The sequence below is a fragment of the Microvirga yunnanensis genome (assembly GCF_025460875.1).
Map to the genome: position 1 here is coordinate 80,598 of NZ_JAMXFI010000014.1, position 19,755 is coordinate 100,352.

General features: G+C 68.6%; 22 protein-coding genes. 1 reads left to right on the forward strand and 21 read right to left on the reverse strand.

What is annotated here, in order from left to right; translation table 11 throughout:
* Nucleotides 1-71: 71 nt before the first annotated feature.
* From NF876_RS09805 to NF876_RS09880, 16 genes are all read right to left on the reverse strand, one after another.
* Complete coding sequence (locus NF876_RS09805; protein WP_262268614.1) at nucleotides 72-371, reverse strand: hypothetical protein; 300 nt, start codon at nucleotides 369-371, stop codon at nucleotides 72-74.
* Nucleotide 372: 1 nt separating this feature from the next.
* Complete coding sequence (locus NF876_RS09810) at nucleotides 373-1,623, reverse strand: hypothetical protein (protein ID WP_262268615.1); 1,251 nt, start codon at nucleotides 1,621-1,623, stop codon at nucleotides 373-375.
* Entirely contained in the window at nucleotides 1,620-1,952 is a 333-nt protein-coding gene (locus tag NF876_RS09815; protein ID WP_262268616.1) for a hypothetical protein, read from the reverse strand. Before NF876_RS09815 ends, NF876_RS09810 begins: the two co-directional genes overlap by 4 nt.
* A 574-nt stretch (nucleotides 1,953-2,526) precedes the next feature.
* Nucleotides 2,527-3,018, reverse strand: coding sequence for a hypothetical protein (locus NF876_RS09820; RefSeq protein ID WP_262268617.1), 492 nt, complete (start codon nucleotides 3,016-3,018; stop codon nucleotides 2,527-2,529).
* A gap of 60 nt (nucleotides 3,019-3,078) precedes the next feature.
* On the reverse strand, nucleotides 3,079-3,288 hold the full coding sequence (locus NF876_RS09825; protein ID WP_262268618.1) for a hypothetical protein: 210 nt from the start codon (nucleotides 3,286-3,288) through the stop codon (nucleotides 3,079-3,081).
* 36 nt (nucleotides 3,289-3,324) lie between these two features.
* Nucleotides 3,325-4,275 (reverse strand): hypothetical protein, encoded by a 951-nt coding sequence (locus tag NF876_RS09830; RefSeq protein ID WP_262268619.1) that lies wholly within the window; start codon nucleotides 4,273-4,275, stop codon nucleotides 3,325-3,327.
* Nucleotides 4,275-5,657: a packaged DNA stabilization protein gene (locus NF876_RS09835; RefSeq protein WP_262268620.1), complete on the reverse strand. Its 1,383-nt coding sequence runs from the start codon at nucleotides 5,655-5,657 to the stop codon at nucleotides 4,275-4,277. Before NF876_RS09835 ends, NF876_RS09830 begins: the two co-directional genes overlap by 1 nt.
* A complete protein-coding gene (locus tag NF876_RS09840) occupies nucleotides 5,657-5,998 on the reverse strand; it encodes a hypothetical protein (protein WP_262268621.1) in 342 nt (113 codons plus the stop codon). Before NF876_RS09840 ends, NF876_RS09835 begins: the two co-directional genes overlap by 1 nt.
* Nucleotides 5,979-6,209 (reverse strand): hypothetical protein, encoded by a 231-nt coding sequence (locus tag NF876_RS09845; protein ID WP_262268622.1) that lies wholly within the window; start codon nucleotides 6,207-6,209, stop codon nucleotides 5,979-5,981. Before NF876_RS09845 ends, NF876_RS09840 begins: the two co-directional genes overlap by 20 nt.
* Nucleotides 6,210-6,445: 236 nt before the next feature.
* On the reverse strand, nucleotides 6,446-7,597 hold the full coding sequence (locus NF876_RS09850) for a phage capsid family protein (protein ID WP_262268623.1): 1,152 nt from the start codon (nucleotides 7,595-7,597) through the stop codon (nucleotides 6,446-6,448).
* 43 nt (nucleotides 7,598-7,640) lie between these two features.
* Entirely contained in the window at nucleotides 7,641-8,381 is a 741-nt protein-coding gene (locus NF876_RS09855) for a hypothetical protein (protein ID WP_262268624.1), read from the reverse strand.
* A 382-nt stretch (nucleotides 8,382-8,763) separates the two neighbouring features.
* Nucleotides 8,764-10,503 carry a portal protein gene (locus NF876_RS09860; protein ID WP_262268625.1) on the reverse strand — a complete coding sequence of 580 codons (1,740 nt, stop codon included), beginning with the start codon at nucleotides 10,501-10,503 and terminating at the stop codon, nucleotides 8,764-8,766.
* Nucleotides 10,504-10,508: 5 nt separating this feature from the next.
* Nucleotides 10,509-11,978: a phage terminase large subunit gene (gene terL / locus NF876_RS09865; RefSeq protein WP_262268626.1), complete on the reverse strand. Its 1,470-nt coding sequence runs from the start codon at nucleotides 11,976-11,978 to the stop codon at nucleotides 10,509-10,511.
* A complete protein-coding gene (locus tag NF876_RS09870; RefSeq protein ID WP_262268627.1) occupies nucleotides 11,923-12,381 on the reverse strand; it encodes a terminase small subunit in 459 nt (152 codons plus the stop codon). Before NF876_RS09870 ends, terL begins: the two co-directional genes overlap by 56 nt.
* A 216-nt stretch (nucleotides 12,382-12,597) precedes the next feature.
* Nucleotides 12,598-13,923, reverse strand: a complete 1,326-nt coding sequence (locus NF876_RS09875) for a hypothetical protein (RefSeq protein WP_262268628.1) — start codon at nucleotides 13,921-13,923, stop codon at nucleotides 12,598-12,600.
* Nucleotides 13,923-14,255: a hypothetical protein gene (locus tag NF876_RS09880; protein WP_262268629.1), complete on the reverse strand. Its 333-nt coding sequence runs from the start codon at nucleotides 14,253-14,255 to the stop codon at nucleotides 13,923-13,925. The genes NF876_RS09875 and NF876_RS09880 overlap by 1 nt, the downstream gene beginning before the upstream one ends.
* Nucleotides 14,256-14,282: 27 nt before the next feature.
* Here NF876_RS09880 and NF876_RS09885 point away from each other — a divergent pair, with 27 nt between their 5' ends.
* The gene (locus NF876_RS09885) at nucleotides 14,283-14,474 is read left to right on the forward strand and encodes a hypothetical protein (protein ID WP_262268630.1); all 192 of its coding nucleotides are present in this window, start codon (nucleotides 14,283-14,285) and stop codon (nucleotides 14,472-14,474) included.
* A 54-nt stretch (nucleotides 14,475-14,528) separates the two neighbouring features.
* Here NF876_RS09885 and NF876_RS09890 read toward each other — a convergent pair whose 3' ends face one another.
* From NF876_RS09890 to NF876_RS09910, 5 genes are all read right to left on the reverse strand, one after another.
* A complete protein-coding gene (locus NF876_RS09890; RefSeq protein ID WP_262268631.1) occupies nucleotides 14,529-14,795 on the reverse strand; it encodes a hypothetical protein in 267 nt (88 codons plus the stop codon).
* Between the two features lie 528 nt (nucleotides 14,796-15,323).
* On the reverse strand, nucleotides 15,324-15,911 hold the full coding sequence (locus NF876_RS09895) for a hypothetical protein (RefSeq protein WP_262268632.1): 588 nt from the start codon (nucleotides 15,909-15,911) through the stop codon (nucleotides 15,324-15,326).
* Nucleotides 15,908-17,302, reverse strand: a complete 1,395-nt coding sequence (locus NF876_RS09900) for a metallophosphoesterase (protein WP_262268633.1) — start codon at nucleotides 17,300-17,302, stop codon at nucleotides 15,908-15,910. Before NF876_RS09900 ends, NF876_RS09895 begins: the two co-directional genes overlap by 4 nt.
* Nucleotides 17,299-18,600 carry a protein kinase domain-containing protein gene (locus tag NF876_RS09905; RefSeq protein WP_262268634.1) on the reverse strand — a complete coding sequence of 434 codons (1,302 nt, stop codon included), beginning with the start codon at nucleotides 18,598-18,600 and terminating at the stop codon, nucleotides 17,299-17,301. Before NF876_RS09905 ends, NF876_RS09900 begins: the two co-directional genes overlap by 4 nt.
* A gap of 31 nt (nucleotides 18,601-18,631) precedes the next feature.
* Nucleotides 18,632-19,543: a vWA domain-containing protein gene (locus NF876_RS09910; protein ID WP_262268635.1), complete on the reverse strand. Its 912-nt coding sequence runs from the start codon at nucleotides 19,541-19,543 to the stop codon at nucleotides 18,632-18,634.
* Nucleotides 19,544-19,755: the final 212 nt, after the last annotated feature.

A 19,755-nucleotide genomic window follows, 5' to 3' on the forward strand; every position in this document is an offset into this window, starting at 1 on the left:
GCTCGGCGCTCCACCGTATCGGGATCACCGGGACAAGCCCGGTGATGACGTGGTGTGTGTGGTCCGGTGCGCTAGACCCCGGGGTCGAAGATGTACGAGACCTCGATGTCGAGGGCGGCGGCCATATCCGCCACGTCCGGGTCATCCTCGAAGAAGACGGGATCCTCATTGAACTTGATCTTCGTCATGGTCGGCCGGCTCGCGAGCCAAGTCAGGACATCATCGTACCTGTCGAGGGTTTCGAGCTTGATGAGGAAGGACCCGCGGTCGAGGGAGCGCGGCGGTGCCGGCGGAAGGGCCGCCATGAAGGCGGCCTCCTCCTCGGACGACATTTCCACGTCGACGCCATCGATGTTCTTGTAGAGCGGCATGTCATCCCTCCCATCCGTAGAGCGCCCATTTGGCATTCACCGGCTGCCCGTTTCCGAAGAACAAGGAAACGCCGCTCGAGCGATAGCCTCCCGACTCGAATCCGGCCGGATCGAATCGACCGGTGACCTCGACGTGTGACATGATGTTCCCGGCCATGTGGTGCGAAACGCTGGATCGCAGCACATTCGAGATGCTCCATGGGATGTTGGCCACAACCACATCCATGTCGAGCAGAGACCCTGTCTGCAAGAAATCGGAACTGACAGCGCGGATCGTGTTGGAGAGGCGGATGAAGAATTCGTTCGCTCCGGAGAAGACACCGCTCGCGCCGTTGCTCGCGACCCAGCTCCCGGCATAGTGGTTCTGCGGAGCCCCGGATGCATAGCTGAATTGACCGTACAGGATGGAATCGCCTGTCGTCGGATAGAGGCCGGTCGCAACGATCTTGAACCTGTTGTACCCCGTCGGAAACGAAATGATGATGACGCTCGCGGACGTCGAAGACCCTTCAGCGAGCTTTGTCAGCGCTGCATTCGTGGAGATCGTCAAGGAGTCGAGCGCGTCGTTGTAGTCCTTGGAGATCCCCGGTCCGGCGACGATGAGGCTCGCCACCCGATCATCGACGGCCTCGTTGAAGGCGATGACGCTGCGGGCGGCTGCCTGACTGGCGGCCGTCAGAAGGGAGCGCCCCAACGCGGTGCTGTCCGCAATATCGGTTGACGGATGAGTGTGCGTGGCCGGGGGACCGGGCGGGCCCTGCGGACCTTGCGGCCCCTGCGGGCCGGTCGGACCTTGAATGCCCTGGATCCCCTGGATGCCTTGAATGCCCTGCGCGCCGCGAATGTCCACGGCGGACGCGATATCCGACACCAGCCCCGTGGCCCCGATATAGCGGCCGGTCGCGGGCTTCGGGCCGGCGCCGCCCGTCCAGTCGGTCACCTGAAGAACGCGGCGCGCGCCGTCGTTGACCACAGACAGGACCGGAGCCCAGCCCTTCTCTCCCTGGATGCCCTGCGACCCACGGATGTCGACCGCGTCGGCAATGTCGCTCACGAGCCCGGCCGCGCCGAGATACTGACCCGTGGCGGGCTTGTCGAGGCGGCCGCCGATCCAGTCCGAGACGCGAAGGACGCGGCGGGTGCCGTCGGACGCGACGGCGAAGACCGGCGACCAGCCGGGCGCTCCGCCGATGCCGGCCCGGAACGTGAGGCGGAGGTTGGAGCGCCCGGTGGCGCTGAGACGTGCCGTCATGGGAAATTGCCCTCGTTGATGGTGAGCGTGCCGTCGAAGATCTGGACGATGTCGCCGGTCACCGTGCTGGTGGCGCGCAGGCCGTGCGGATAGTCGCCCACGGGAAGGACGCCCTTCTCGATGCGGAAGGTCATCGTGGGCGCGTCGACCGTCAGGCCGTTGCCGACCGTCAGCAGGACGCTCGAACCGCAGCCGCCGACGGAATACGCGAACTCGTATTCCTCGAAGGGAAAGTCCGTCTCGCCGTCGAGCGCGAAGTCGAGCGCGAACAGCACGGTCGCATCGTCGGATGCGGACAAGCAGAACTGGTAAGGGGCGGAACTGGCCATGGCGGCTCCAACGAAAAAGGCCCCCGTGAGGGAGCCCTGGAAAGAGAAAAGCCGCCCGGAGGCGGCTCGATCGGTTAGCGCGTGATTTGGGCCGGCGACGGCTCCCGGTGCGGCGGCCGCGCCGCCGACCAGCGCAGCGGCGGCGAGTAGGCCTGGTGCGGACGAGAGCGGGCCACGCCAGTGCCCCTCGCCCCGTCATCACCGGGTCACAGCACCCTCCCCGTCATCACCGGGCTTGTCCCGGTGATCCCGCTTCCGAGAGGCGCCGCGCCTCACCGGATCGGGATGGCCGGGACAAGCCCGGCCATGACGTGCGGAGGGTGTCGTCACCGGCCCTGACCACCCTCTCACGTCATCACCGGCCTTGTGCCGGTGATCCCGCTTCCGAGAGGCGTTGCGCTTCCAGCAATCGGGATGGCCGGGACAGGCCCGGCCATGACGTGGGAAAGGTCACGCCACAGCGATGATCATCCTCCCCGTCATGACCGGGCTCGTCCCGGTGATCCCGCTTCCGAGAGGCGTTGCGCATCAAACAATCGGGAGGGCCGTAACCACCGGACATGACGTGCCCTCCTCAACCGAACAGGCTGCCGAGCCTGCCCAGGCCGCCGCCGCCCGCGGCGCCGCCCAGGAGTTTCGAGCCGAGCTGCAAGCCGCCCATGATGGCGCCGAAGCGGTTCGCGGCGGCGTTCTGCCCGGCCATCATGCCGCCGTGCAGGGCGCTCACGGCGCCGTCCGCCGTATGCTGGGCCGTGCTGACCCCAAGACGCGTCGCATCGCCATAGACCGAGGCCCTGTCCCGGCCGCGCCCGGTGAACAGGTCGGCCCGGTCGGAGAGGACGCCGGCCTGGCGGCCCGTGGCGTCGTAGCCGAGCCTGTTGAGCCCGTCGAGGCGGCCGAGATACCGGTCGTATTCCTGATCGGCCATGTGGCCGGCCCGATCCGAGATCGCCGCCGCGGTGTTGCCGGATCCGAGCATGCCCAACGCGGACGCCTTGCGCGCGACCGCGTCGGTGGCCTGGTCGACCTGGTATTGGTAGCCGGGGCCGGCGCGGAACGCCGCCACCGCCCGGTCGTGCCCCTCCGGCCCGTTCAGGCCGGCGGCATCGGAATACTGGCCGAGCGCCTACAGGCCGGTGTCCCGGTAGGGGTTGTAGAGCGCCTGTTCCTGCTGGTTCACGGCAAGGGCGCTCTTGTAGCCGCCGTTGAGGGATTTGAGGCTGGCGTTGCGCCCGCTCTTGATGCGCTGGTCGATGCCCTTCTGCGCATTGTCCAGATAGGCCATTTCCGCCACGGCGGCGCGGCGGCCGGCGCTGCCGGAGAAGGGTGAGGACATGAGCGTCTCCCGAAGTTTGAAGCTGTGGGAAGGTGATCAGCGCTTGCGGACGTCGACGAGGATCGCCTTGTCGTCGAACTGGAACGCCGCCGTGCTGTCGCCGCCGACCAGGACCTGAATGCGGATGACGTCGTTGTCCTGGATGTCATCGAGCAGTCGGGCCGTCAGCACAGGGAAATAGTTGGTGAAGACGATAAGGTCCCCCTGCCGGAGCGTATTCACTGTGGTTCCCCTCTGCCTGATCAGCCTCCAACTGCCGTTGGACGTGCCTGAGAAGGGAACGACCCGATACATGAAATCAGCGATGATCAGCGCCGAATAGGTGCTGCCGTCGGCATCGACCGTGTGGGAAATCAGATTGACCCAGTTCCCGCTCGTATTGCCTACAATGTTCGATGAGTTGATGGTCGTCTTGTCGGGCTTGGTCGCTGCGTTCGGCGCCAACTCTCCGGTCCTGACTTCGACCGGGACATTGAACCGGAACACGCCGCCCGTGTAGCTGAAGACGTTCGTGCCCGTCCCGCTGTCGGTGAAGTAGAGCTGGTTCGCGCTCAGCCCGATGGCCGAGGTGCCGTCGCTCTTCGCGATCATCTCGAAGCCCGTGAAGGCATTCCCGGCGGTCAGGTAGATGCCATAGGCCGCTTCGGCCCCGGCCGGCGTCGCGCGGGCCCCGAAATAGACCTGCCCTCCTGCGGTGAAATTCCCGACGCTCGCCTCGACCGTCGTGATCTGCTCAGCCAGGGCTTCGTCGGCGCTCGTGCGGGCGTTCGTCTCCTCGACGATGGAGGCCGAATTGCCGTCCGTGTCGGAGCGCACCTCCGTCAGGCGCGTGTTCAGGTTGACGACGGTGGTCTTGTACCAGTTGCGGGCGAACTGGTCCCAGTCGAGCTGTTCCTTGGTCGGCAGGCCGTCCGGTGTCGTGCGCGCCACGGTGACGGGCAGGACCGGCGGCAGCCTGGCCAGATCGATGTTGTCCTCGGTGGGCATTACGGCGTCCTCCCCTGCGGGTCGGGAACCGACGCCCCCATGAATGCGAAATCCTTCGCCGACGACGTCTTGAACCGGACCCGGAAACCGTGATGGGTCGAAAGCCCGAGCCGGTTGACCCGCACCGGGAATTTGTCCGCCTGTTCGAGCGAGCGCGTCACCGGGTTCGACCAGGTCTTGCCGCCGTCATGCGACCACGACACGGCGACGTCGGTCTCCTCGGCGGGCGTGAATTCCCCGAACAGGGATGGAACGACCATCCTGGTCGGGGACTCCTTCAGCGGGCCGCTTTCGAAGGTAGCTTCGACGGCGGTTCCGGCCTCGGTCCTCAGGCTCTCGGAGACAGTGAGAAGATTGGTCGACAGCCTGTCGCCGATGAGCCATTTGTCGTTGGCCTTCACGGATTTCGAGCCGCGCCAGCAATTGAGGCCGGCGCTGACGCGCTCGTGCCACTGTCCGGTCCTGACATTCAGCTCCCAGGTCCCTTGGTCGGACGAGAGCGACCAGAAGGCATTGCCGTTGAGGGTGTAGACGCAGGCCTCGAGGGTCGACACCGTGGAGGCCGCGATGAACGCCTCCACATCCGGCGTCGAGACCTTCTCGGTCTGGTAGCCCTTGAGCGCCTGGACGGTCTTGTTGTGCGCCACGAAATACGGGACGTCGTCCCATCCGACCCCGAACCCCGCAATCGCCATGGCCGTGAGCAGCCCGACCGACAGGACGGAGGTGCCGCGCTGGAGCGGGAACGGGGAATCGCCGACATTGAGCCAGGGCTCGATGGTGTCCCGGCCCATCGCATAGATCACGCCCGCATGGGAGACGCAGCGGATCAACCCGTCGGGCTGGGCTTCCGCGGTGGCGACGCTGAGGGCATTGATGGCGGTCGCGTTGAGTTCCGAGGCGAAGATCCGCCCGTCGGCAACGCTGAAGATGAGAAAGGCGTCCAGGAATGCCACGCTGTTGGCTGTCGCCGGCAGATCCGCATCGGGATAGGCCGAGACTGTCGTCGGGGTGAGCACGTAGGCGCCGCCCGTCTCCCGCACCGCCACGATATCGGGCGTCGAGACGCCGCCAGAAACCCTATTGTTGCGCGCCAGCGTCACGCCGTCCGTGCCGGGGATGGAGCCGGCGAGCGCCGTCACCGCGCCATTCGCCGCCACCTTCACGACGCCGGCGGCATAGACCGCATAGACGTCGCCATTGACCTCGATCATGCCGCGCGGGGTCGACTTGCCCGCATTGGCGAAGACGGCAAGGCCCGGCGTCCCGAGATAGCGGATGCTCTCGCCCAGCGTCTCGGCATAGACGTTGATCAGCCGCCCCTGCCCTTCGCCCGGACGCTGCCCGGGCGTGGAGGAGACCGGATAGGGAATGGCCGGCATCAGAAGCTCGTCATCGTGAGCGGACGGTAGGACGGCGGCCGCGCCGCCAGGCGCCGCAGGGGGACCTCGGCTCTCGCCTTCGTGGCGTCGTCGACGGCGGGAAGGCCGAAATCCGGCGCGATCTCCAGGGCCAGGCGGGCCGCGAGCGGCAGGAACACCGCGTCGTCGATCCCGTCGGTGTCGTCCACGTAGATGACGTTGTCGAGACCGAGTTGCGCCGCGAGGGGATCGACGATGCCCGCGACGGCCGTCAGGTCCTCGGGGTGCGGCGCTTGCCCCGCCTGCAGGATGTTCAGGATGCCGAGCGCCCGGGTGGCGAGCTCAGCCTTGGTTTTCGTCATGGGTCACCTCACGATGGGTCACAGCCTTCGGCGGGCGCCCGCGGCGCGGCGCGGGCGCTTCGCCCGCGATCTCGAAGAAGGCGTTCGCTGCCGCCTTCGCCAGGAGGGCCGGGTCGTCCACCGCGACGGGCTGGCCGTCCAGGAACTCGATTCCCTGCCAGGTCACACGGGGCGCCGTGCGGTCACGGTCGCGATAGATCACGGTTGCCATGGGGGCATTCCTTCAAGGGTTCGCAGAACGGGCGGCGGTCCGGAGACGGCCGCCGCCCGATGATGGGGTGGAGGGTGGGTGGTCCGGTCCTGACATCCTCTCCACGTCATGGCCGGCCTTGTGCCGGCCATCCCGATCCGGTGAGGCGCGGCGGCTCTCAGAAGCGGGATCACCGGGACAAGCCCGGTGATGACGTGGAGAGGGTGGGATGGGCCGGTGATAACACCCGCCGGCGCTTAGGCGTCCGCCACGCTCGAGGTGAAGACGGTCACCATGCCCCAGTCCTTGAGCTGGGTGCCGCCGGGCGGGATCTTGGCCACCTTGCCGATGCCGTACTGGGTCTCGGTGCCGATCCCGGTGTTGAACTGGTAATCGGTCTCGTCGGCCTGGGTCGGGGTCGGCATCTGGCCCATGACATAGGCCAGCGCCGAGACCCCGCAGAGGAAGCCCGGCACCACGTTGGAGCCGGCGGCGCCGGCGCCCGTGAGCGTCAGGCGCTCGTCGATCTCCGGGATCTCCGTGACGAGCACGTTGACCCACCACAGATCGCCCGCCTTGAAGAGCGGGTTCTTCTCCCAGGCCGCGCCCTCGCGCGGCCGGGCCTCGCGAAGAGCCGCCTTCATGGCGTCGTCGTTCTTCAGGTCGCGCATGGCGCGCGAGCCGACGAACATCACGTACATCTCCTCGTCGGTGTCGTCGACCATGTACGGGGTGATCTTGTTCTCCGTCGTGCTCATGGCGACGCGCTTGGCGAGCGACACGATGCCCGTGCCCAGGCGGTCGCTGGTCGTGTCCACGTTGGCGAGCGACGAGGCCGCCGAGCCCGCAACCCGGTTGCCGAGCGCGGCGCCGACGACGATGCGGTCGCCGTTGGCGTCGAACCAGTTATTGCGCTGGGCCGGCGTGGCATCGGCCCACCTGATCCCGTTGATGCGGGAGCCGCTGGGTCCGCGGAAGCCCGCGGGCGGGGTCGCGGTCGGGATCGACAGCATGGCGTCGATGGTCTCGTCGCGCACCATGCGCTTGCCGAAGTTGGACAGGAGCGGCGTCGCGATGTTGCGGATGTTCAGCGCCGAGTCCTTGTCCGTGGCCTTGTTCCAGCGCACCGCGTGGCGCAGCCAGTCCGCCCACATGGGAGCGCCGTAATTGTCGATGGCCTCCTCGTTGCCGGTCAGGGTGCCGGTGCCGAGCCCCTGGCCGCGCAGCTGGTCGACCAACGGGACGCGGATCTCCTTGCCGTCCGCCTGAAGGTCCTTGACCAGGCGGATGACCGCATTGGCGGACGTGCCCTGATAGCGCGACAGCCGGCTGTTGCGCAGATACCCGTAGGTGACCTCGCGCTTGAACTTGATCAGCTCGTTGTTGGAGTGGTTCGTCGTGACGGCCATGGCCGCATGTCCTTTTCAGAAAGGGGACCGAGCCCGAACGCCTTCAGGCGCGCTTTCGCCTGGCCGTGACTTCATCCCAGAGGGTGTCGTCGGCGGCCATGTCGGGCTGGGTCTGGCTGATGGGAGCCGCCGCGCCCATGCGGGACACGGACGGCAGGGTTGCTGCCGGCTGCGGGGAGCCGGGACGATGGACCACGGGCGCCGGTTGAGCCTGGGCGCGGGCGCGCTCCAGCGCCGCTCTCAGGAACTCGGGGTCGTTCAAGGCCGCTTCGCGCTCTCTCTGGCGGAAGGCCGCGATATCGCCGCCGACCTCCGAGAGAACCTTCTGCTGCCGATGCCATTCCACCGCCGAGGCGAAGGGATTGGCGGACGTGTTGATGCGATGGTGCAGCGCAGGATCCAGGCGGCCCGACTCGGCCGCCTCGTTGAAGGCCCGTTCGGCTTCCGCCACCTCGTCGCGCGAGTAGCGGAGTTCCGCGACCTCGCGCGTCAGCCCCATGACGATGGTCTGCACCGGCGCGAGGACCGGCTCGACCTCGTGCCGGCGGATGTCCGCCAGCTCGCGTTCGAGGGCCTGCCGCTTCTCCCGCTCGTTCAGGAGCTCGGAGAGCGGAACGTGATGGGCCGGCTGAGGGGCTGGTTCCGAAGCCGGCGGAGCGGCCGGCTCGGGAGGCACGGCCTCCGCGTCACCGAGGGCCGGCAGCGTGTCGCCGGCGGTGATCGCATCGAACAAAGCGTCATCGTCCAGGGGCGCGGGGGCGCCCCGGCTGTCGTCCGTGGTCATGGTGTTCCTCTCTGTCGTCGAGGCTACGAAGGCGCCCCCGTGCGCCGGGGCGAACGCGAAACGGGCCCTTGAGGCGGCCCGGAGCCTTTGCGCCGTATCGTGGCGCGGACGAACCGGAGCATCGGGGACAGGGCTGGTGATGGCACCCTCCGCCCTTTCCACGTCATGGCCACCCTCCCCGTCACGGCACCCTCCCCGTCACGCCACCCTCCGCACGTCATGGCCGGCCCTGTGCCGGCCATCCCGATCCGAAAGGCGCGGCGCGTTGAACAATCGGGATCACCGGGACAAGCCCGGTGATGACGTGGAGAAGGTGGTCAGGGCCGGTGACAACACCCTCCCCCGTCATGGCATCCTCCACCCTTCCTGCCACCCTCTCACGTCATGGCCGGCCTTGTGCCGGCCATCCCGGTCCGGCGAGGCGGGCGGTCTCGGCCTGGGTCCTGTCGGCCCGGGCGAAGCTCTCGGCCGCCTTGCCTTCCTGGCCGGCGACCTCCGCCTCGGCCTGGCGGGCCTGGAGCTGCCGAGCGACGGGGTCGGGCTCGGGTGACATCATGCCGAGCACCTTGTCCTTGACCGCCTTCGGCAGGGCGGACATTTCGACGAACACCTGGGGCGGCACCGGGATCTTGCTCTGCGCCAGGGACGACAGGATGTCGAACACGTCGCCCATGACGTTGGTCACGTCCGGGCCCTCGTCGAGGATGATGTCCACGTCGAGCTGCCCGAGGGCGTTGGCGATGACCGGGTTGCCCATCGGGCCGATCTCGAGCCGGTTCACGCCGATGAACCGGGCCAGGCCCGCGTCGTCGGTGATGCGGATCCAGCGCTCCGCCGTCCACCAGGTGCGGACGGCGCACCAGACCGAGCGGTAGACGTCGAGCTTCCAGGCCCGGTAATGGGCCAGGAACGGCCCGAGCTCCGCGATGCCCGATTGCTGCATCACGGCGAGCGCCCGGCCGGAGCGGGCCTCGACGCCGGTGCCGACCACGGCCGGGTTCGGGCCGAAATTCTCGATCTCGCCCTTGGCATCCTGGAAATACTGGGTCTGCTGCAGGAATTCCTGATCGGCCTGCTCGATGCGGAACTCGTCCGAGGCGCCGTCGTACAGGATCACGCCGTCGGGCCGCGCGGCCTCGCGGCGCGCGGCCTCGATGTCGTCGAGCGCCCATTTGCGGGCGATCACCTGGCGGGTGTTCATGATGTGCATCGCCTTGGAGCGATGCTGGTTGATGGCGTCCTGCGGGCCCTTGAGGCGGCGCACGAAGCCGTAGCGGTCCCCGTCGTGATCGACGCCGTTGGACCAGGCGCGGTAGCGGCAGATCGTGCGGCCGCGCGCGTCGACGAAGGGCGACGCGCCCTGCGCCAGCGCCACCGTGTTCACGTAGATGCAGTACCGCCATTCGCCCCGGTGCCGGTACCAGTGCTCGTTGAGGCGGATCTTCGTCTTCGCGTTCACCCAGAGCGGCGCCCGGTCGATCTCGTGCGCCGTCCCGTCGCCGCCGCCGAAGGAACCGGCCACGCGCTCGGACGCGCCGGGAAACATCTCGTCGAGCTCGCCGGCCGAGACCCAGCGGTACACGCCCATGTAGCGCGCGTCCGAGAAATCCGGCTGCACCGAGCGCGGGTCGTAGAAGAAGGTCGTCGGATCGACCGACGAGAGGGTGATGTCGGGGTCGGCGCCGTCGCCCGGCTCGAGCCCCATCTCGACGACCGCGATGCCATGGACGGCGGCCGAGAGCAGCGCCCCGGGCTCGATATCCTCCCAGCGGCTGGCGTCCAGGGCATAGCGCAGCACGATGGTGGACAGCTCGGCCCCGGCCTCGTGCCGGGGCGTGCGCGGAAACGCCCTCGGGTCGGTCCTGAACCTCTGGACCACGCCCACGAGCCCGTCGATCTTGCGCGACAGCCGGTCGAAGGTGATCGGCGGCTGGCGGCGGTCGCGCAGGGTGCGCAGCTGCTCCTCGGTCCATTGCGCGCTGTGGTAATAGCGCCAGGCGGTGCGCTGCTCGTCCACCTCGGCGGTCTTGACCGTGACGTAGTCCGTGTATTGCCGGCGCAGGGCCGGCAGGGACAGACCGTCGTGGGACAGCCCGTCGTCGGCGGGTCGGGTTTCGCTCATGGGCATCACAACGTGTTGGCGCTCGGAGCCGGCGCGCGGGCTCCGATCGGGCGGTATCCGGGTCTCAGTTGGCGCGCGGCCGTGGCCGGCGCCGTGCCGTTTCTCATGGTGTCGAGGAGCTGCCCGAGCAGGCCGAGCGCATCCACCTGATCGTCGTGGACGCCGGCCGGGAAGCGCAGCAGCTCCGCGACGAAATCGTTCGTCCAGGGCGCGGCGGCCGGGACGTAGAGCCCTTCCATGGCCATTCGCCCGCGGATCGACTGGGCGCGGACCGCCTTGTCCCCCCGGGTCGGAAACTGGGTGCGGGCGCAGTAGGCGCCGCGCTCCCGCGCGCGCTTGTCGAGGAAGGGCCCCACGCCGGCGCGGATCTGCCCCTGCTCCTCCGCCCATTCCCGGGGCTTCCATGTGAGGACGAGATCGCACCAGGCCTCGACCCAGGCGTCGGACGCGGCCTGGCGCCGCCAGAGATCGAGCAGGTACATCCGGCCCTCCGGATCGAGACCGGCCACCACATGAACCGTGTAGTCGCCGCCATCCGCCGTGACGGCGTAGTCCGACGCCCCGTAGATCCTCAGGGTTGCCGTCGGCGGCAGGGCCGCGACCGGGCGGATCCATGCGGCCCTGAAGTAATCGCCGCCGTCCGGGACGGGGTTCTGCTGGTAGAGCGACGCCCATGTGCGGGGATCGGCCGTCCGGTGCTTGGCCCGCAGCAGGTCCGCGTAGCCGTATTCGCCCTCCCACAGCCATTCGCCGGGCGCCCGTCCGAGCGGGTCGTGGTCCTCCGCGACCGCCGGGAGAGAGATGATCTCGAGGCGCTCGCCGGTCGACCGCGCCCGGGCGATCCATCGGCCGGCCAGGTCGTCATCGTGCCAGCGGGTCATGACGAGCGCCCGCCCGCCGCCCGGGACGATGCGGGTGTCGAAATCGTCGTTGAACCACTCCCAGACCCGGTTCCGGACCAAGGCGCTGTCCGCGTCCTGACGGGAGCGGAACGGATCGTCGATCAGGCCGATCTTGGCCCTGAAGCCCGCGATGCCGGTGCCGACGCCCGCGGCGAGGTATTCCTGCCCCCGCGTGGTCATCCAGCGCCCGGCCGCGGAACTCTCGCCCGAGACGCCGTAGCCGAGGGCCGTCCCCTGATTCAGCACCCAGCCCCTGACCTTGCGCCCGAACCGCTCCGCCAGCTCCGTCGCGTGCGAGGCCGCGATGATATTTCCGGCATGGGGCTGGGCGAAGTACCAGGCCGGAAAGAGCTGCGACGTGTAGGTGCTCTTGGCGGAGCCCGGCGGCATGAAGATCAGGAGGTTCGGGATCGTCCCCTCGGCCAGGGCCTGAAGCTTGGCGGCGAGCAGACGATGATGCGGCGCCGGCTCGAGCCCCGTGGACCGGCAGAAATCGACGAAGGAGCGCCTGATCCGCCTACGGCGCAGAAGCTCCCGGGCTGCGTCCTGTTGCGAGAGCGGCAAGGTCTTCATCCGACAGGTCTTCCGGTTTCCGGAGCCCGCCCGGCTCGACCCTGTCCTTGAACATGCCGAGATGCTTGCCGATGAGCTCCAGCGCCTTCGTGGCGCCCGCGGCGTTGAACGTGAACGCGCCGGCCGGCTGGCCCTGGCGATCGAGCACGGGCTCCTGCCGCATGCACCGTTCGGCCATCTCGCGCAGCCGGTCCAGGACCCAGTCCTGGGTCAGCCCGGTGCGCGCGGAGCGCGCCTCCCGGGCGGCCGCGATCGCCGCCGCGATGTCGGGCTTGCGGAGATTCGCATGGCCGATCGGCGCCGCGCTCCGCGCGCTGTAGCCCGCCCGGCGCGCCGCCCCGGCGGCGTTCAGGTCGACGAGGTATTCCTCGACGAACCGCGTCTGCTTGTCGTTCAGGGCCATGCGGGGCTTCACCCATGTGGGGAGAGGGTGTCATCACCGGGTCACACACACCACGTCATCACCGGGCTTGTCCCGGAGATCCCGATGGGAGAGGCGCCGCGCCCTTCCGATCGGGATGGCCGGCACAAGGCCGGCCATGACGCCGGAGGGTGTCAGGAAGGGCGGAGGGTGCCATGACGTGCGGAGGGTGGCGGGAGGGGCGAACGGCGCGCGCGATCACGGGTCCCACCGCGACGGCACCGAATAGGCCGGCAGGTCGCCGTTCGGCACCTGTCCCGGAAACACGATGACGCGCTCGACCGGTGCTTCCGCCTGGTGGACGCCGCCCCAGGTGCCGCACACGAACATGTCCGTGTAGCCGTCGAAGACCGGGTGCGTGGAGGTGACGGACCCGACCGCGCCGCCGTTAACGGAGAGCGCCACCGCCCGGTCGTTGACCGAGAAGGCCGCGCAGAACCGGGAGCCGGGCGCCGGCAGGGGCACCCTCGCCGTGACGCCGGCCTCCTCGTCGAAGGCCCGGATCCGCAGCTCCATGGCGGCCCCGGCCGCGTCCGTGCGCAGCCCCAGGATGTGCTGCGGGGCGAAATCGGCGCTCACGAATTCCACATGGGTGCCGAGCCTGCGGATCGCGGGCGGCATGCGCCCGATGACGATGCCCGTGAAGGCGTTGGTGACGCCGAGGCCGTCGAGGCTCACGTGGGCGTGCTCGAAATCGCGCGCCGCCGCCGCGCCCTCGGTCCGGATCGGCGTCGTGGGGAACGGGGCGTCGCACCAGAGCGGGTTCCATGGCTCGATCTGCGGCACGGCGATGCGGATCCGTTCGTCGAGCGCGACCGAGCCGGAAAAATCCTGGTCCGCCGTGAGGAGGCCGACGATCTTCGCCGTGCCGGCCGGCGTGCCGACGAGGTTCGTGGCGGGCCGCGACCAGGCGGCCGCCTGCGCGAGCACGTTGCCGCTGTCGTTCGCGCCGAGCCCGATGGCGGAGCCGTTGAGCGCCTGGAGCTCCAGCCTCAGATCGAGCAGGTTGCCGGAGGTCTCGAGCAGATGCAGGAAGGCCGAGAACGCCCAGTTCTGGCCCGCCGCCGCCGGGATGTCCGAGAGCCCGCCGAAGCGGATCTGGAAGCCGCCGCCGGTGGCCGTGCCCCGCAGGCGCAGGTCGATGACGGGCAGGCCCCGGTGGGTCGTGACGGCCTCCACCGACAGGGTCGTGCCGGTCGGGATGGTCACGGCCCATCCGGTCGGCAGCGCGCCGGGCGTGCCGGCGGCCGCGCCATGAAGCCACGCGTTCGGCACCGCGTTGGTGGCGCCGTGCTCGAGCAGGAACCCGGCGCTGGTGCGCCGGGGCTCCGTGGCTTGCGTCAGGTGGTAGACGCCGTCGGCATCCGGCGTATAGGCCTGGGAAGCCCGCCCGGCGACGTGGTCGGCCAGGCTGCGCCCATGGTAGAGATTGCGGACATAATCGAGGTCGAGCAGGGAGCCGGCCGCGCCGCGCCGGCCCGCGACCGGGCTGCGGCTGCGCGACCTGAGGCGGGAGCGGAGCATCAGAGGCCCCGGCCGAGCGTGATGTAGAGCGTCGCCGACCCGCTCCGGCAGATGGCGGCCAGATGGGTGGCGTCGGGCGGGATCCGGAAGGGCTCCGGGGCGTGGCTGGGCGGGATCGGGATGCCGTTCGCCGGCGCGCCGTGGGCCGGAACGGCGGCCGCGACCGTGCTGCCCCCGAAGGCCACGAAGGCGGTGTCGTCGCCCGCGTTCAGGATGCGCAGGCTGCGGTCCTCGGTCCCGATCCTCGGGTCCGGGAGCGCCGCCCGGGCGGTCGCGGTGCCGACGGCGAGCGCGACCGTGCCGCCGATGGGCGTGAAAACGTCCAAAGCCATGAAGTCGGACCTTTCGGAGAGTTCGGGTTGTCTCAGGTCTCGGCGCGGCCAAGCCTGAATCCGGTTCCGCCCTATGTGACAGAGATCATGGGCGGCCCCGAGGAGACGATGATGTTCGGCGATTTACCCACGGGACGACGCCACTACTGGATCGCGTTCACCCTGATCGTGATCGTCGGGCTGATCGGGCTGCTGCTGATGTGGACCTTCCACGTGTGAGATGGTGCCTGGGTCCGCTCGATGCGCATCGGGAAGGGCTGTTCCCGTGAGCGATCAGCCCCGCGTCCGGTTGCGGCATTCGACCCGGACCGCGCGGCCGGCGCGGCTGCGGATCTCACCGGCTTCGATCCTGGGCCGCGGCGCCGGCGGGGCGATCGGCCCATCGCCGGCCAGCAGGGTCCGGGCACGCCGCAGGCGCTGACGGATCTCGTCCACCCACTCGACCATGGCGTCCGCGTCGCGCAAGGCGCGCGTCGGGGTGCGCCTCAGATCGTTCTCGAGCGCCGCGAGATCCGCCGCCACCGTGTCGATGAAGCTCATGAGGATGCTGGATGGTGAGGGAGGCCGAAACAGAAAGCGCCCCAAAGCCGTGAGGCCGGGGCGCAATTTCGTTGAGACTAGATTTCTGACATGTCCGACACCGGCTGTCAAGCCGCGAGAGCATCGCCGTCGGGATCACCGGGACAAGCCCGGTGATGACGTGAGAATGGCAGATCGGGATACACGACGTTTCCACGTCATGGCCGGCCTTGTGCCGGCCATCCCGATCGGAAGGGTGCGGCGCCCTACGGAAGCGGGATCACCGGCACAAGGCCGGCCATGACGTGGAGGGTGGTGTGAGGCGGTGCGAACACCCTCCCCGTCATGGCCACCCTCCACCCTTGCCGCCACCCTCCACACGTCATGGCATCCTCCCCCCTTCCCGCCACCCTCCCACGTCATGGCCGGCCTTGTGCCGGCCATCCCGATCGGAAAGGCGCGGCGCTCCACCGGATCGGGATCACCGGGACAAGCCCGGTGATGACGTGGAGGGTGGTGAGAGCGCTCCTCGCAGATCCGTTCGCCGCTTCAGTAGTAATAGCCGCCGAGCAGGGATCCACCGACGAGCGAGAGCATCAGGAAAAAGCCGACGAGCAGGACCATCGCCAGGATAACGAAGCGCATCAGGCAGCCGCCCAGCGCCGCTCCGACCGGCGGTGCCTCGGGGGTGGCATAGGGCGCTCCCCGGGACAGACGGCCGGCACGCGACGCAGCCCTGAGGATCTCCAGCATTCTTGCGGTCCGCATGTCGCGCACCGCAGCGCCCTCGTCGCTTGCCCGTGGGTCCGGACCGGGAGGTCTCTCCCGTTCCCTGCGGCCCCAGGGCGTGGCGCCGGTTCTCGGACGCGGTGGCGGAGGATCGGCGCGCGGCGGCGTGGCGGGCGAGACCGTGATCCGTGGATGGGGCGGGGTGGCAGGCGGAACCGGCCTTGCGGCCGGACGGACCGGATCGCCGAACGTCGCGCCGCATTCCGGACACACGGAGGCATCGAGCCAGCGCCCGGGCTTGTGGTTCGTGCAGTAATAGCGGACCTGCGCCTCGTGACAGGCTTCACATTCACCAGGTGTCGCCTTCGAGGTCCCGCAGTTCGGGCAACGCAGAATGACGCCGGTCATCGATGAGGTTCCTCGATCGTTTCACGCTCGGGGCTGCCGGGGGCAGGCTCCGGATAAACCTCGCGGATCATGTCCGCGGGAATATGCAGCCGGTACACCCGGGGGAGCATTCCTTCGACGAATTGCGCGATGGTGGGGACGCGCTCGTAAGGACCGAAGCTCTCACGGCTCAAGCGGCGGGAGAGGGCCACGGTCGTCAGCACCGGGTGCCCCCGGTAGGCCGGGTAAGCGGCGTATCTCTCCTCCACATGATCGTGGCCGCGCACCATGTGCGTGACGGGACGCCCCAAGCCGGTGCTCAGGTCACAGAAAGCCGCGAAGTCCTCGTACCCGAACTGACTTCCCCGCGAGAAGCGGTTCGGGAGCTTCTTGCGGGCCTTCGGATGCGCCCTGGTCCACACGAAGTCCGACAGGCACTGCGGATCGTTCCAATCCCCCGTGTCGGCGAGCCGCGCATGCAGATCCGCCAGCGGGAAGCCTCCATGGGCCACCAGGAGACCGTCGGGAAAGAAGAGCGCCCGCGGAGCACGCGCGAACAGACGGACGGCCACCTTGCCGGCCCGCTCGATCCATTCATGCGCGAGATGGGCGTTCAGGAAATCCGCGAAGTCCGACGGGATCACGCTCGAGGCGAACCGCACGCCGTCATAGGAGAGCGCCTCGTCGTGGTTGCCTGCGATCAGGCACACCCGATCCGGGGCGTCTCCGATCAGCTCGAACACCCGGAGAAGAACGTCGAGCCCGAACCCTCCATCGTCGAAGAGATCGCCGAGAAGCACGATCCGTGGCGGCCAGCCCCCACCGGGCTCGAGCGCCGGATCGCGCATCGCCGCCAGTGCCGCCTCGAGCGCCAGAAGATCGCCGTGCAGATCACCGATGATCCACAACGGGCTTCCGGTGTCCAGGTCGGAGATCCGGATGGCCTTGTCGGTGGGATCGGAGCGGTCCTTATCAAACAACAGGCCGGGTCCATCGGCTTTGTCGAGCAGCGCCTCCATCCGCTCCACCGTCGCTCGCATGTTGGACCGGATGGAGGACGGGTTGGCTGCATCGCGGACAGCCTGCCAGTCCAGCCGTTCGACCTCCACGATCTCGACGGGAGGGGACGCCGCAACGGCAATCGGCGCCGCGCCGGAAGGCAGGCCGCCGATGATCTGCGGCGGCACAGGGCTCACCGGCGGTGGGGCAGCGTCCGATCCCGGTTCAGCGCCCGGCCCAGGAGCATCCCGCCCGGGAGCATCCGGCCCAGGAGCATCCGGCGGTTGTGCGGGATCCTGTGCTGCGGGGTCATCCTTGGGAACGCCGGCCATCGTCGATTCCGCCTCCCGCTCCTCCGGCTTCTCGCCCGGAGGAACAGGCTCAGGCGCTTCGGGTTCGCCAGGGACGCTCATGGGAGGGCCCGCGCGGTGAGCGGCATCTTGACGATGCCTTTGGCCTGGCGTCCGACAGCGATGCGATCGCCTTGCCTGAGCGGGCGAGGCGCCGTGAGCGCGGCGCCGTTCACGAGCGTTTCATTGGTCGTGCCGGCCACGGGCGATATCACCCATTGCCGCCCGGATTGGCGTTCCAGGACACATTGGCGGCTGTCCCAGAACTCGCTGTCCGGCCCGAACGGCCGCACCAGGGTTTTTCCGAGCTCCGTCCTGACCCCGATCTTCAGCGAGCGTCCGTCGGGGCCGAGCAGCTCGATCCTGTCGGACAGGATCGGCTCGGCGGCAGCCTGCGGAGCGCCGTCGCCCGCTGCCGTGCCTTCCTTGCCGGTGGACGACCCTGCGCCGCGCCCGCTCAGAACAGCCCGCAGCTCCGCGGCCGTCGGCCTCGCGGCGGGGTCCGGGGCAAGGCAGCGGTGCAGGAAGGCGCTGACGTCGGCATTGCTCGCCGGAGCCGGCATCAATCCGGCCAGCGCCGGAGGTTTGGCGGCATGGCTCTGGACGAGCCTGGCATATTCCGCCTGGTCCTCGACCCAGTAGGGATGATAGCCGGCGAGAAGCTCGTAGAGCATCAGCCCGCAGGTAAAGACATCCGAGGCAAGCCCCGGCACGCCTCCTCGGGTCATGTGCTCGGGCGAGCGGTAATTGTCGGTGCCGACATAGCCCTGATGGCCATGCCAGGGCGCACGGCGGTCCGCCAGGAGCGAGAAGTCCATGTCGATCAGCTTGAGCTGGTAGCCGGCGCCGATGGTCGGATCCTGGATCAGATAGGCATTCGCCGGCTTCAGATCGGCATGGACGATCTTGGATTCGTGCAAAGCCGCCATTCCGGTCATGAAGACCTTGGCCCAGGTGACGTGACGGGCCCAGACGGCGGGGTTCTGGGTGGCGGGCACCTTGGTGCGGCGATGCTGCTCCCGCTCCTCGTCGAGCATGTGCTGGAGGTCGGCGCCGTTCTCGACGAACTCGAAGGCCTGGAAGTAGCAGGGGCCGCCCCAGACCTCTTCGAACGCGTCCACCTGGCGCACCGCGAACTGCGCCGCCCGCCCGGTTCGGACGCGGGCTCCGAGCTCGTTCTGGTAGTCGACGAAGGCCTTGTACCAGACGACCGTCGGAGCGGGAGACTTGTACTGCTTCAGAAAGACCTTCTCTCCTGTCGGTCCCTCGGCGCCATAGGAGATCGCCATCATGCCCGGCCCGAAGACCTTCGTGACACGGTACTGCCGGATCCGATCACCGACCTTCAGCTTCTTGGCCATGGCTTACGCTCACTGTGACAAGGCGGTGTCCCTACAGCGCCACGGTGGCGGCCGAGCGCGAGACGCTGGCGGCCAGCTGCTTCAAGGTGTTGCGGAAATTGACCGGATCGGACGTGAACTTCTGCAAGGCCTCCTGCGGGTTCAGGCCTTCGTACTCCACGACCTCCCATTCCGACTTGTCGATCTGGCTCAGGCGATCATAGCCCTCGAAATTCGGGGCGAAGAGGCTGAGGATGATGCGATTGGCCATGACGAGGTTCGCCACGTCCTGGAGCGAGCCGCCCTTCGCCTCGGGAAGGCTCATGGTTTCCTTGAACGACGCATCGGTGAAGACGATGACCACGCGGGCCGCATCGCTCCTGTAGCGCCATTTCGCCGGATCCTCGGTCTGGGACCCCTTCGGGACCGCCTCCATGGAGGCAACCTTGTAGAGCGCGTCGAGAAGCGATTCCGGCTCGTCGCCGCCGCCGTTCGCCTGCAAGGTGCCGAGCTGCGCCTTGAGGGCTCCGGCATCGCGGACAAAGGGGTGATCGACGATCCAGGGCAGCCCCTCGCCTTGGGCCGCTTCGATGTCACGATACCCGACGACCTTGCCGCGCCAGTCCCTCACGGGGGCGGCGTTGTTGGCATCGCCCCGGCTCAGGGAGTCGATGAAGGCCTCGATGTTCCGGCGGAGTGCATCGATGCAGGGCGACATGCTGCCACTGACGTCGACGAGGAAGACGATGTCGGCCACGCCCTTGGTCTTCGGACGCTCCTGCACGCCGGGCGGAGCGGCGACCTCGGCCGTCGCGCTTTCGTCACGAGCCGTCTGCGTCGAGACATCCGGCGTGGATCCGGTCGCTTCCGCGGGCGTTCCGACTGCCGCTTCCGTGGAACTTGTCGTTTCCGACGAAGGCGGGTTCGCTGGGGTCGGTTGGTCGGAATGCTCCATATCACTCATGCGTCAGCTCCGCTTGGCGTAACCGTGGTCTCGGCCGCGCGCCGAGCTATCCGACAACAGGGCGGCCAGACCGAAGTTCCCGGCTGCGCTTGAGGTGCTCGGAGATGGAAGCCCGCCCGCGCAAGCCGCCGGGGATCGGAAGGGCGCGGCGTTCCAGACCATCGGGATCACCGGGACAAGCCCAGTGATGACACCCTCCCCACGTCATGGCC